Origin of the sequence: Inquilinus limosus DSM 16000, from assembly GCF_000423185.1 — a bacterium.
Taxonomy (GTDB): Bacteria; Pseudomonadota; Alphaproteobacteria; order DSM-16000; family Inquilinaceae; genus Inquilinus; species Inquilinus limosus.
On record NZ_AUHM01000002.1, the window covers coordinates 205,730 to 218,913 of the forward strand.

Consider the following 13,184-nt stretch of genomic DNA (forward strand, 5'->3'; position numbering starts at 1 on the left):
TCGCACGGTCTCAGCGCGCCAGATACGCCTCGAACGCCTCCAGCGCCTGCGGCAGGTCGGCCCGGCCGAAGCCGATGCGGAACCGGTCCGCCGGCACCGGGCCGAGGGCCGAGCGGTAGACCCGCGCCGGCAGAAGCAGCACGCCGGCGCGTTCGACCAGGTCGTCGGTGAAGGCGTCGACGCCCTCCGCCCCGTGATAGCGCGGATAGGCGATGCAGCCGGCCGGCGGCACCTGCCAGTCGAACCGGTCGGCGTGGCGGGCGAAGAAGGCGTCGAGCAGCGGCAGGTTCTCGGCCACCAGGGCGCGGCTGCGGGCCACCAGATGGTCGCGGGCGCCGATCGCGATCTCGGCCAGCGCCTCGCTCGGCGCCGGGGCGCAGAGCGTGGTGTAGTCCTTCTGCCGCACGATCCGGCGCAAGAGCTCGCGGTCGCGGCAGGCGATCCAGCCGAGACGCAGCCCCGGCAGGCCGTAGGTCTTGGACAGCACCCCGACCGACAGGGCGCGCTCGTAGAGCTCGACCGCCGGCGGCAGGCGGTCTTCCTCGCGCCGCTCCAGCCCGCGATAGACCTCGTCCGACAGGATCCAGATGCCGCGCGCCCGGGCGAGCCCGACGATCGCCTCGAACACCGGCCGCGGCGGCAGGTAGCCGGTCGGGTTGTGCGGCAGGTTCAGGATGATCGCCCTGGTGTTCGGCCGCAGCGCCGCCGCGATCCGGTCCGGGTCGAGCGACCAGCCGCGCCCGGAGTCGGGCGCCGGATCGAGCGGCACGCCGGTGACGGCGCAGATACTGCCCGCCACCGCCTCGAGCGACTGGTAGTTCGGGATCAGCGTCACCGCATGGTCGTCCGGCCCCAGCAGCGCCCGCACCGACTGGAAGATCGCCTCCCCCGCCCCGACCGTGACCGCGACGTCGTCGGCCTCGAGGCCGGCATACATGCCGGCGATGGCGGCCCGCAGCGACGGCGCCCCGACGGTCTCGGTGTAGCCGAGCCACAGCCGGTCCCAGGCGTCGCGCTGCTGCGGCGTGCCCAAGGCCAGCAGATCCGTCAGCGTCAGCGACTGCATGTCGGAAGCGCAGAGATTGTGGCGGGCGGTGAATTTCCAGCGGGCGAAATAGGCTTCGAGCGCGAATTCGGGCAGGCGCATCGGGATCTCCTCAGGCGGCGGCTCGGGACCGCGCGGCGGCGCGGTCGGCGTAGAGGGTGGCGCGGGAGATGCCGAGCTGCGCCGCGACATAGCCCGCGGCATGGCGCATCTCCAGCAGGCCTTCGGCGTCGATTGCGGCGACCAGCGCGATGCGCCCGGCGCGGTCGAGCCGGTCGGCGGACAGGCCCGCCGCGGCCAGGTGGTCGCGCAGGATCAGGTTGATCGCCTCGCGCCAGTCGCGGCGGAACAGCGGCTCCGGCCGCGGCGCCGGCGGCGGGAACAGCCCGGCCAGCAGGCGGGCCGCGGCGTCTATCCGGCCGAGGCCGAGATTGATGCAGAGGAGGCCGGCGGGCCGGCCGTCATCGCCCGGCAGCACGGCGCTGACCGAGCGGATGCGGTCGCCCGATGGGCCGGCCTTTTCATAGGGGCCGAGCACCGTGCGGCCGGGCGCCAGGTCGCCCTCCTCCAGATCCAGCAGCGACGGGTCGCCGGGCTGGCGGCGCGACAGCGGGTTGACGATCCGCAGGATCCGGTCGGTGGCGAGATCGTGCAGCACCACCTCGGCCTCGGGGCCGAGCAGGGCGGCGATTGCTTCCGCGACCGGCTCGTATCGGGAGGACCAATTCATACGAATTGTCTAGATCAGACAGTTCGTATGAGTCTATCACATTGATTGTTCCCATTCCATGGAAGGATTGTTCGGGACAATGTTTCGATTGTCCTGATTCTGCCGCCACGCCACTCTGCGGCCATGACTCCCGAGCTGCTCTCCTCCTTCGTCCTGTTCGCCTTCGTCACCTCGATCACGCCGGGGCCGAACAACATCATGCTGACGGCCTCCGGCCTGACCTTCGGCTTCCGCCGCACGGTGCCGCACATGGTCGGGATCGCCGCCGGCTTCACCGTAATGGTGGCGGCGGTCGGGCTGGGGCTGGGCGCCGCCTTCGCCGCCTGGCCGCTGCTGTACGAGGTGCTGAAATACGGCGGCGCCGCCTATCTGCTGTATCTCGCCTGGAAGATCGCGCGGTCCGGGCCGATCGCCGCCGGCGGCGAGGCCGGGCGGCCGATGACCTTCCTGGAGGCCGCGGCGTTCCAATGGGTCAATCCCAAGGCCTGGGTGATGGCGGTCGGCGCCATCGCCACCTACACGCCGCAGGCCGGCTTTCTGGGCAACCTGGCGATCGTCACCACCGTCTTCGGCCTGGTGAACCTGCCCAGCGTCGGCTGGTGGGCGCTGTTCGGCACGGCGCTGCGCCGGGTGCTGCACGCCCCCGCCGCGGTCCGCGCCTTCAACATCGTCATGGCCCTGCTGCTGGTCGCCTCGCTGTACCCGATCGCGGCGGAGATGCTGGGCTAGAGCGTCGGCACGCCGGACGTCGTCGAATACTCGAAGTGCAGCGCCTCGCCCGGATGGACGAGCGGATAGATCGCATGGGCGGCCGAGGCGGCCTCGGCGAAGCCGGTCAGGATCAGCTTCAGCTTGTGCGGATACGTCGCAATGTCGCCGACCGCGAAGATGCCGGGCGCGCTGGTCGCCGCCGTGGCCTGGTCGATGGCGATATGGTTCCTGTCCAGCGCCAGGCCCCAATCGGCGATCGGCCCGAGATTCATCGACAGGCCGAAGAAGGGCAGCAGCACGTCGGCCTCCAGCCGCCGCACCTCGCCGTCCAGCGTCGCCACGGTGACGGCGGAGAGCTGCCCGTCCGATCCTTCGAGGCCGTGCAGCTGGTAGGGCGTGACCAGCTCGACCGTCCCCGCCTCGGCCAGGGCATGCAGCCTGGCGACGCTGTCGGGCGCGCCGCGGAACTTGTCGCGCCGGTGCACCACCATGACCTTGGCGGCGATGTCGGCCAGGAGGATCGACCAGTCGAGCGCGCTGTCGCCGCCGCCGGCCACCACCACCCGCTTGCCGCGCAGCGCCTCCTTGCGCGTCACCATGTAGAAGACCGAGCGGTTCTCGTAGGCCTCGATGCCCGGCAGCGGCGGCCGGTTCGGGCCGAAGGCGCCGACCCCGGCGGCGACGATCACCGCCGCGGCGTCGATCTGCGTGCCGGCGCTGGTGCCCACCAGCCAGCGTCCGTCCGGCTGGCGCGCCAGCGTCTCCACCCGCTGGCCGAGATGGTAGACCGGGTGGAAGGGCGCGGCCTGCGCCGTCAGCCGCTCGATCAGCTCCGCCGCCTCGATCCGCGGCTGGCCGGGGATGTCGTAGATCGGCTTCTCCGGATAGAGGGCGGCGCATTGCCCGCCGGGGACGTCCAGCACGTCGACGACATGGCATTTCATCTTCAGCATGCCGCATTCGAACACCGCGAACAGCCCGACCGGGCCGGCCCCGATGATGGCGACGTCGGTGCGGTGCGGATTAGCCCGCATTTCCCACCCTCCTTGCGCCCTGCGTCGCCTTGCGGTGAGTCGAGTGAGGGCGCGGGCCGCGAAGAGCGTATCGGGCCATACGGTCGAGTGGCCCGCGCCCGCAGACGGCCGCCGCAAGGCGACCCTTCGGGCCGTCGCCCCATCCCGGCAGGGTTCGTCGCCGCGCTTGCCCGATGTGCCGCATCGCGCCGCGCGCGGCTCCTGCCCTGCCGGGATGGGACGACGGCGCAGGGCACAAGGAGGGTGGGAAATGCGGGCTAGGCATGACTGTCCTCCGGAGATCCAGACTTTCCAGGGATAGCCGGTTCCGCGCCGCGGTGCACGGGGGTGACGCGGCGGACGGGCTGTGCAAACTATCGCCGATGTTCCGATTCACCCTCGACCTGCCGGACGAAGCCGCGACCGAAGCCCTGGCGGCGCGCCTGGCGGCGCTGCTGCAGCCCGGCGACATCGTCCTCCTGGCCGGCGATCTCGGCGCCGGCAAGTCGTACCTGGCCCGCGCCCTGATCCGCGCCGCGGCCGGCGAGCCGGGCCTCGAGGCGCCGAGCCCGACCTTCACCCTGGTCCAGTCCTACGATCTGCCGGCGGGCCCGCTGTGGCATTTCGACCTGTACCGCCTGGCGGCACCGGAGGAGGTGCTGGAGCTGGGCTGGGACGAGGCGCGGCTGGGCATCTGCCTGGTGGAGTGGCCCGACCGCCTCGGCCCGCTGCTGCCCGCCGACCGGCTGAAGATCGAGCTGGCCCATGGCCGGGGCGACGGCCGGACGGCGACGATCATCGGCCTGGGCGGTCGCGGCGCGGCCCTGGCGCGGGCCCTGCGCGAGCAGCCGTGACCGCCCGAGTCCTCACCATCCCGGCCGGCGGCGGCGTCGCCGACGCCCTGGCGCGCGGCCTCATGACCCGGGCCGCGGGCGACCCGCTGGCTCTGGGCGCCATGACCGTGCTGCTGCCCAGCCGGCGCGCCGGCGTCACCCTGCGCGACGCCTTCCTGCGCGCGGCCGAAGGCCGGCCGCTGCTGCTGCCGCGGCTGCTGCCGGTCGGCGACATCGACGCCGACGCGCTGGGCCTGGCGGCGGGCGAGACCGCGGCGGTGGCCGAGGTGTTGGACCTGCCGCCGGCGATCGCGCCGCGGCGGCGGCAGATCCTTCTGGCGCGGCTGATCCTGGCCCGGCGGGACCAGGAGGTCGGCGCCGACCAGGCAATGCATCTGGCCGCGGCCCTCGCCCGGCTGATCGACGAGGTGCAGGCCGAAGGGCTGGGCTTCGACCGGCTGGACGGGCTGGTGCCGGAGGAACTGGCCGAGCACTGGCAGGAGACGCTGAGGTTCCTCGGCATCGTCACCCAGACCTGGCCCGGAGTGCTGCAGGAGCTCGACGCGCTCGACCCGGCCGAATGGCGCGCCCGGCTGACCCTGGCCCAGGCCGAGGCCTGGTCGGCTTCACCGCCGGCCGAGCCGGTGATCGCCGCCGGGCTGATCGGCACCAATCCGGCGGAGATCGAGCTGCTGCGCGTCGTCGCGGCGCTGCCGCAGGGCGCGGTGGTGCTGCCCGGGCTGGACCGCGGCATGGACGAGGAGAGCTGGGCCCAGCTCGACGACGGCCACCCGCAGCAGCCGTTCAAACGGCTGCTGGAGGGGCTGGGAGTGGACCGCGCCGCGGTCGCCGACTGGCCACCCCCAGCGCCGGCCGCGGCCGGCCCCGACCGCGCCGTGCTGCTGCGCGAGGTGATGCGGCCCGCCGCCACCACCGACGCCTGGCGCAGCCCGGCCGGCCTCGACGGCGCGGCGCTGGCCGGGCTGACGCGGATCGACTGCGCCACGGCGCAGGAGGAGGCCGGAGTCGTGGCCCTGCTGCTGCGCGAGGTGCTGGAGGCGCCGGGCCGCACCGCCGCGCTGGTGACACCGGATCGCGACCTGGCCCGCCGGGTGGCGGCGGAGCTGGGGCGCTGGCAGGTGGCGGTCGACGATTCGGCGGGCCGTCCGCTGGCCGACACCCCGGTCGGCGCCTATCTGCGCCTGGTCGGCGATGTCGGCTTCCGCGACGCCTCGCCGCTGTCGCTGCTGGCCCTGCTGAAGCATCCCTTCGCGTCCGGCGGCGAGCCGATCGGCCTGTTCCGCGAGGCGCTGCGGCGGCTCGAGCGCCAGGTTCTGCGCGGCCCGGCGCCGGAGCCGGGCATCGCCGGCCTCGGGGCGGCGCTGGCGGCCAGCGGCGCCGGCCCGGCGCTGGACCGGTGGCTGGATCGAGTCGGCGCCATTCTCGCCCCCTTCGTCGCTGCTGTCCGCGAGGACGGCCAGTCCCCGGCCGAGCTGTTGCGGCTGCACATCGAATGCGCCGAGGCGCTGGCCGCGACCGACGCCGAACCCGGGCCGGACCGGCTGTGGCGGGCCGAGGACGGCGAGGCGGCGCAGGCGCTGGTCGAGGAGCTGCTGGCCGGCTTCGACGGCTTCCCGCCGATCCCCGGCCAGGACTGGCCCGGCCTGTTCGAGGCGATGATGGACGGGGCCGTGGTCCGGCCGCGCTGGGGCCGGCACCCGCGGCTGGCGATCCTGGGTCCGGTCGAGGCCCGGATGGCGCGGTTCGACCGCATCGTGCTGGGCGGGCTGAACGAGGGCACCTGGCCGGCCATGCCCGCTGCCGATCCCTGGATGTCGCGGCCGATGCGGCGGGCGTTCGGCCTGCCGGCGCCGGAGCGGCGCGTCGGCCTGGCGGCCAACGACTTCGCCCAGGCCGCCGCCGGCCCCGAGGTGTTCCTGACCCGGGCGGAGAAGGTGGAGGGCACGCCGACCGTGCCGTCGCGCTGGCTGCTGCGCCTGCAGGCGGTGCTGGACGGCGCCGGCCTGGCCCTGGCCCCGCCGCAGCGCGACTGGCGCGCCTTGGTCCGCCGGATCGACGCGCCGGACGCCGTGCGGCCGGTGGCGCCGCCCACCCCCAGGCCGCCGGTCGCCGCCCGGCCGCGCCGCCTGTCGGTCACCCAGATCTCGGTCTGGATGCAGGACCCCTACGCCATCTACGCCCGGATGGTGCTGAACCTGTCGCGGCTGGACCCGATCGAGGCCGAGCCGGGGGCGTCGGAGCGCGGCACCGCCATCCACGCCGCCCTCGCCGCCTTCCTGCAGGCCTATCCTGAGGCCCTGCCGCCGGACGCGCTCGACCGGCTGCTGGCGCTGGGCCGGGCGGAGTTCGCGAAGCTGCCGCCGGGGCCGGACATCCGCACCTTCTGGTGGCCGCGCTTCGCCCGCATCGCCGCCTGGTTCGTCGACACCGAGGCGCGGCAGCGCGCGGCCGGGCGGCGCGCGATCCTGACCGAGCAGAAGGGCCAGGTCGTGCTGAACGCCCCGGCCGGCCCCTTCGCGCTGAGCGGCGTTGCCGACCGCATCGACCGCGGCGTCGAGGGGCTGGTGGTGGTCGACTACAAGACTGGCACCGTGCCGTCGAACGAGCAGATCCTGGCCGGCTATCAGCCGCAGCTGCCGCTGGAGGCGATGATGATCCGCGCCGGCGGCTTCCCCGGCGCGCCGGCGGAGGTGCCGGTCGCCGGGCTGGAGCATTGGCGCCTGTCCGGCGGCGCCCAGGCCGGCGAGATCAAGCCGGTGAAGCCGGCCGAAGGCGACATCGCGGCATTGGCCGAGCAGGCGCTGGCCGGGCTGCACGGCCTGATCGCCCGCTTCGACCTGCCGGAGACGCCGTATCTCTCCCAGCCGCGCGGCCTGGCGCCGCGCTTCTCCGACTACGCCCATCTGGCGCGGGTGAAGGAGTGGTCGGCAGGGGGCGAGGGATGAGGATCGGGGTCTGCTTGGGCGCCGGAACCCCCCTCCCCCTACCCCCCTCCCGCGGGGGGAGGGGGGACTCGATTGTGTTGTTGGCCCGAAATCGCGGTGAACGGGCCAGTCCATTTTTGTCCCCCCTCCCCTCGCGGGAGGGGGTGGGGGGAGGGGGTTCGCGCCGAAGCTCCGGCCCCGGGATCGCGCCATGAGCCTGATCCGCCCCGATCCGACGGCGACGCAGCGGCGCGCCTCCGACCCCGCACGGTCGGTCTGGGTCGGCGCCTCGGCCGGCACCGGCAAGACCAAGGTGCTGACCGACCGGGTGCTGCGGCTGATGCTGGCCGGCACCCCGCCCGACCGGATCCTGTGCATCACCTTCACCCGCGCCGCCGCGGCCGAGATGGCGAACCGCATCGCCGCCACCCTGGCGCGCTGGGCCACCCTGCCGGACGACGCGCTGCAGCTCGCCCTGGCCGACCTGATGGGCGCGCCGCCGGGCACCGAGGTGCAGACCGAGGCCCGCCGTCTGTTCGCCAAAGTGCTGGACGTGCCCGGCGGCATGCGGATCCAGACGGTGCACAGCTTCTGCCAGTCGCTGCTGCGCCGCTTCCCGGTCGAGGCCGGGCTGCCGCCGCAATTCGAGCTGATCGACGACCGCAGCGCCGGCGAGATGCTGGAGCGGGTGCGCCGCCAGGTGCTGGAGGACGAAGGCCTCGGCTGGGCGGTCGACCGGATCGCGGCCGCGGTCGGTGCCGAGGAGTTCGGCGAGATCGTGCGCGCTCTGGTGGCCGAGCGCGGGCGGCTGACCCGTCTGCTCGACGAGCACGGCGGGCTGGCGCCGCTGGTGGCGCAGATCCGCCAACTGCTCGACCTGCCCGCCGGCGCCACCCGCGACAGCCTGCTGCAGGAGGCCTGCGCCGACTCGGCGCTGGATTGCGATGCCCTGCGCGCCGCCGCCGAGGCGCTGATGGCCGGCGGCAAGACCGACCAGGAGCGCGGCGGCATGATCGCCGCCTGGCTGGCCGATGCGGCCGACCGTACCGCCGGCTTCGCCGTCTATGTCGGGGCCTTTCTGACCGCCGACGGCACCATCCGCGCCCGGCTGGCGACCCAGGGCGTGGCCAAGACCCCGGGCGTGCTGGAAGCGCTGCAGGCCGAGGCGGAGCGCATCCTGGCCCTGACCGAGCGGCTGCGCGCCGCCGAGACCGCCGAGGCCACCGAGGCGCTGCTGGCCCTCGGCGCCGCGCTGATCGAGCGCTACCGGGCGGAGAAGACGCGCCGCGCCCTGCTGGACTATGACGACCTGATCCTGCAGACGGCCTCCCTGCTGGAGCGGCCGGGCAAGTCGGCCTGGGTGCTGTTCAAGCTGGACGGCGGCATCGACCATGTGCTGATCGACGAGGCGCAGGACACCAGCCCGGAGCAGTGGCGGGTGGTCGCCGCCCTGACCGAGGAGTTCTTCGCCGGCCTCGGCGCGCGCAGCGATGTCGAGCGCACCGTCTTCGTGGTCGGCGACGAGAAGCAGTCGATCTTCAGCTTCCAGGGCGCCGACCCGGCCGAGTTCGCCCGCATGCGCGCCGTCTTCGACCGCCGCATCCGCGCCGCCGAGCGCCCCTTCGAGATCGTGCCGCTGGAGACTTCCTTCCGCTCGGTCTCCGCCGTGCTGGAGCTGGTCGACGCCGTCTTCGCTCGCGACCCGGCGCTGGACGGCGTCGCGCCCAAGCCGCCGCATCACTTCGTGTCGGAGCGCCGGCGTCTGGACGGCGGGCTGGTCGAGCTGTGGCCGCTGGTCGGCCCGAGCGAGAGCGACGAGCCCCCGGCCTGGGAGCCGCCGACCGAGCAGCGCGGCATCAGCGATCCGGGCGCCCGGCTGGCCCGGCTGATCGCGGCCCGCATCGCCGGCTGGCTGCGCGACGGCGCGCTGCTGGAGTCGAAGGGCCGGCCGATCCGGCCCGGCGACATCCTGATCCTGGTGCGCACCCGCAACCGCTTCTTCGTTGAGCTGATGCGGGCGCTGAAGGCGGCCAATGTCCCGGTCGGCGGCATGGACCGCATGGTGCTGACCGAGCAGCTGGCGGTGATGGACCTGATGGCGCTGGCCCGCTTCCTGCTGCTGCCGGAGGACGATTTGTCCCTGGCCGAGCTACTGAAGGGCCCGCTGTTCGGCTTCGACGACGACCGGCTGTTCGCCCTCGCCCATGACCGGCCGGGCACGCTGTGGGGGGCGATGGCGGCGTCGGCCGACCCGGCGGTGAAAGCGGCGCGGGACTGGCTGACGGAGATCCTGGACCGGGTCGACTTCCAGCCGCCCTTCGAGCTGTTCTCCGGCGTGCTGGCCCGGCCCTGCCCGGGCGACCCCGTCTCCGGCCGCCGCGCCATGCTGGGCCGGCTGGGGCCCGAGGCGGAGGACCCTCTGGACGAGTTCCTGACGCTGGCGCTGGGCTTCGAGCGGCAGCTGCCGCCGTCGCTGCAGCGCTTTCTGCACTGGCTAGAGACCGGCGAGACCGAGGTCAAGCGCGAGCAGGAACAGGGCGACGGCCAGGTGCGGATCATGACCGTGCACGGCTCCAAGGGCCTGCAGGCGCCGATCGTGATCCTGCCCGACCTGGTCGGCATGCCGCGCGGCGGCGCCCGGGCCGGGGAGAAGATCCTGTGGCCCGACGAGGCTCTGCCGGTGCCGCTGTGGGCGCCGCGCGCGGCCGCCCGCCCGCCGGTCTACCGCGAGGCGATGGAGCGCGCCGACCGCCGCCGCGACCAGGAATACCGCCGCCTGCTCTACGTCGCCCTGACCCGGGCCGAGGATAGGCTCTATCTCTGCGGCCACTACGCCACCGAGCGCGGCAAGCCGGCCGAGGGCTGCTGGTATCATCTGTGCCGCGACGGCCTGGCGACGCATCCCGACGCCGAGACGGCCTCGATCGATGGAATCGAGGGCGAGGGGCTGCGCCTCCACCGGCCGCAGGCGGACCGTCCAGCCGGCCCCGAACCGGTGGCGCCGGCGGTCATCGCCGAGGCGCTGGCGCCGGACTGGCTGCACCGGCCGGCACCGCCGGAGCCGGAACCGACCCGGCCCCTGACCCCGTCGCGGCCCGAGGTCGAGCCGCCGGCGCGGTCGCCGCTGGAGGGCGGCGACCAGGGCCGGTTCCGCCGCGGCGCCTTGATCCACGCCCTGCTGCAGGCGCTGCCGGAGCTGCCGCCCGAGGCGCGCGAGGCGGCGGCGCGGCGCTACCTGGCCCGGCCGCAGCACGGCCGCGACGAGGCGGAGCAGGCGGAGATCGTGGAGACCACGCTGGCGGTGCTGGACCAGCCCGGCTTCGAGGCGCTGTTCGGCCCCGGCAGCCGGGCCGAGGTGCCGGTGGTCGGCCTGATCGGCGGCCGTGCCCTGTCCGGCCAGATCGACCGGCTGGTCGTGACCCCCGATTCGGTGCTGGTGGTCGACTACAAGACCAACCGCCCGCCGCCGGCGAGCATCGAGTCCGTGCCGCGCGCCTATCTCGCACAGATGGCCGCCTACCGCGCCGCGCTGCGCCTGGTTTATCCAGGCCGGACAGTGCGCTGTGCGCTGTTGTGGACAGAAGGCCCGAGGCTGATGGAGCTCCCTCCGGAGACGCTGGACCGGCATGCCCCGGGCGCATCGGCTTGACCTTGTTCCGTTCCGGTCCCTACCCTATCTCCACGTGGTGAGGTGGCGTCCCCGCCCCTAAGGCAAGGAACTTCCATGAGCACGAAGCCCGTCTCGGATACCAGCTTCGAAACCGACGTCCTGAAGGCCTCGGGTCCCGTCCTGGTGGACTTCTGGGCCGAATGGTGCGGCCCCTGCAAGATGATCGCCCCGGCGCTGGAGGAGATCGCCGCCGAGCTGGGCGAGAAGGTCAGCGTCGTCAAGCTGAACATCGACGACAACCCGCTGACCCCGCCGAAATACGGCGTGCGCGGCATCCCGACCCTGATGCTGTTCAAGGACGGCCAGGTCGCCGCCACCAAGATCGGCGCCGTGCCGAAGGGCGCGCTGCACCAGTGGGTCGAGAGCAACCTCTGATCCCGCTGCGATCCTGAAACGCGAAGCCCCGCCTCTCGGCGGGGCTTTTTGTTTCTACTCCACCTTCTCGCCCGGATAGGCGCCCCAGAACGAGGCGCGGCGCATCCAGCCGCGATAGCCCTTGAGGTCGACATAGCACCAGTCGGCCTGCGCCCCGTCGCCCGGGCAGCGCAGCAGCGAGCCGATCACTCCCGGCTCCGCCTTCGCCATCAGCCCCGAGCCCTCGCTGGACTCGTTGTAGATCGGCTGGTCCTCCTTGCCGGTGACCACCAGGCTGCGCCGGCGGGTCAGGAGGGCCTGGTGCACCCAGCCCTCGATCCCCTCCCAGTCGCGCACCCGGCGCCAGGTGTCGAACTCCGCGATCACCTCGACCGGCAGGCCCTTCTTGCTGATCACCCATTCGACCGGGTAGCGCTCGCCCGGCCCGGTGCGGAGATTGACCTCGTCCGACCGCAGCGACACGAATCGCGGCACCGGCTGGCCGCTGCCGGCGGCATGGGCCGCGAACGGCGATGCTGCGGCGAGGAGGACGAGGAAGGCGGCGATGGATCGGCGCATGAGGGTCCGTGCTGCGTCGGTCGATGCCGACACAAGAATCCCCGGGACCGGCGCCGTCAAGTGCGTCCGTAGCGGCGCATGATCTCCGGCAGCCGTTCGACCGGCAGGGCGTGGCTGACCCGGCCCTTGCGGCCGGTCATGGTCTCGGCGGCGCAGAGCGAGTTCCAGATCGCCTCCTCCGTCGCCTCCACCACCGCCGCCATCAGCGGCTGCAGCGCGAAATCCGGCAGCATGCGGAGGTTCTCGAAGGGCTGCGCGCGCCTTGTATCGGTGGCCTGGCCGAGATCATTGCCGGTGGAGAAGGCGATGAACACGTCGCCGCTGCCCGGCCAGCCGAGGCCGCCGACCCGCGCCAGCCCCAGCCCGGCCCGCTGCGCCAGCCGCCGCAGCTGGTGCGGGAACAACGGCGCGTCGGTCGCGACCACGACCAGGATCGAGCCCTCGACCCGGCGCTCGGCGAAGCAGCTCGGCACGTCGGTCACCGGGATCTCGCGCCCGACCGGCACGCCGTCGAGCAGCAGCCGCTCGCGGTCGCCGTAATTGGTCTGCACCAGGATGCCGACGGTCCAGCTGTCGCCGCCCTGGGCGACGATGCGGGAGGCCGTGCCGGTGCCGGCCTTGAACTCATGCGCATTGGTGCCGGTGCCGCCGCCGGCATTGCCCTCCGCCACCGGGTCGGCCGTGGCCCGGCGCAGCGCCTCCAGCACGTGCTGCGGCCGCAGCACGAAATGCTCGCTCTCGGACAGCCAGCCGTCATAGGTCTCGGCCACCAGCGGCATCTTGAAGTCGGCGCCGGTGGCCAGCGTCATCTCGGCGTCGACCATGCCCTCGTGCACCGCGCCGATCGAGAAGGTGCCGGTCAGGGCCAAGGGGCCACAAAGCAGGCCGAACTCGTTGATCCAGGTCAGGCCGGTGACCTCGCTGTTGCCGTTCAGCACATGGCCGGCGGCGAACAGGTTGCGACGCCAGATCTCGCCCTCCTGCGGCACGATCGCGGTGATGCCGGTGCGGATGACGTGCGGCGCCTCCTCGACCAGCGTCACCTGGCCGACCAGGACGCCGGGGACATCGGTGATGCCGTTCTTCGGGCCGGGCGGCAGCGAGCCGATCGAAAGCCCCAGATCCCGCAATCTCGCGCGCGCCATCGCCCCCTCGCCGTGACTCGAAGCGTCATGCCCGGCGCCTGGGTACCAGAGCCGTCGCCTCCCGATCTACGCCCCGATTGGGGTGGATGGCTGGGTCCCAAAAAAGAACGGGCCGACCCCATGGCCGGCCCGAGTTGAACAGGGAGGTTCATGCACGAT

At 73.3% G+C, this 13,184-nt stretch carries 10 protein-coding genes; 5 read left to right on the forward strand and 5 right to left on the reverse strand.

The genetic code is table 11. The features are described 5' to 3' along the window. Nucleotides 1-10: 10 nt before the first annotated feature. Together G537_RS0104890 and G537_RS0104895 are read right to left on the reverse strand one after the other, a co-directional pair. Nucleotides 11-1,147: an aminotransferase class I/II-fold pyridoxal phosphate-dependent enzyme gene (locus tag G537_RS0104890; protein ID WP_034850651.1), complete on the reverse strand. Its 1,137-nt coding sequence runs from the start codon at nt 1,145-1,147 to the stop codon at nt 11-13. 10 nt (nt 1,148-1,157) lie between these two features. After that, nucleotides 1,158-1,775: a helix-turn-helix transcriptional regulator gene (locus G537_RS0104895; RefSeq protein WP_026869148.1), complete on the reverse strand. Its 618-nt coding sequence runs from the start codon at nt 1,773-1,775 to the stop codon at nt 1,158-1,160. Nucleotides 1,776-1,898: 123 nt separating this feature from the next. Between G537_RS0104895 and G537_RS0104900 the strand changes: the two genes are divergently transcribed. Next, complete coding sequence (locus G537_RS0104900) at nt 1,899-2,504, forward strand: LysE family translocator (RefSeq protein WP_026869149.1); 606 nt, start codon at nt 1,899-1,901, stop codon at nt 2,502-2,504. Here G537_RS0104900 and G537_RS0104905 read toward each other — a convergent pair. After that, a complete protein-coding gene (locus G537_RS0104905; protein WP_026869150.1) occupies nt 2,501-3,520 on the reverse strand; it encodes an NAD(P)/FAD-dependent oxidoreductase in 1,020 nt (339 codons plus the stop codon). The two genes, G537_RS0104900 and G537_RS0104905, sit on opposite strands and share 4 nt — an antisense overlap. 362 nt (nt 3,521-3,882) lie before the next feature. Here G537_RS0104905 and tsaE point away from each other — a divergent pair, with 362 nt between their 5' ends. The 4 genes from tsaE to trxA all read left to right on the forward strand — a co-directional run bounded on the left by tsaE (nt 3,883) and on the right by trxA (nt 11,322). Then, nucleotides 3,883-4,353, forward strand: a complete 471-nt coding sequence (gene tsaE, locus G537_RS0104910) for a tRNA (adenosine(37)-N6)-threonylcarbamoyltransferase complex ATPase subunit type 1 TsaE (RefSeq protein WP_026869151.1) — start codon at nt 3,883-3,885, stop codon at nt 4,351-4,353. Further along, a complete protein-coding gene (gene addB, locus G537_RS0104915; protein WP_026869152.1) occupies nt 4,350-7,298 on the forward strand; it encodes a double-strand break repair protein AddB in 2,949 nt (982 codons plus the stop codon). Before tsaE ends, addB begins: the two co-directional genes overlap by 4 nt. Before the next feature lie 190 nt (nt 7,299-7,488). Beyond that, nucleotides 7,489-10,926: a double-strand break repair helicase AddA gene (gene addA / locus G537_RS0104920; RefSeq protein WP_026869153.1), complete on the forward strand. Its 3,438-nt coding sequence runs from the start codon at nt 7,489-7,491 to the stop codon at nt 10,924-10,926. 75 nt (nt 10,927-11,001) lie between these two features. Then, a complete protein-coding gene (gene trxA, locus G537_RS0104925; protein WP_026869154.1) occupies nt 11,002-11,322 on the forward strand; it encodes a thioredoxin TrxA in 321 nt (106 codons plus the stop codon). Between the two features lie 54 nt (nt 11,323-11,376). On the opposite strand, the gene G537_RS0104930 is transcribed toward trxA, so the two are convergent. After that, nucleotides 11,377-11,880 (reverse strand): SH3 domain-containing protein, encoded by a 504-nt coding sequence (locus tag G537_RS0104930; RefSeq protein ID WP_026869155.1) that lies wholly within the window; start codon nt 11,878-11,880, stop codon nt 11,377-11,379. Between the two features lie 56 nt (nt 11,881-11,936). After that, nucleotides 11,937-13,025, reverse strand: a complete 1,089-nt coding sequence (locus tag G537_RS0104935; RefSeq protein WP_026869156.1) for a P1 family peptidase — start codon at nt 13,023-13,025, stop codon at nt 11,937-11,939. Nucleotides 13,026-13,184 lie beyond the last annotated feature (159 nt).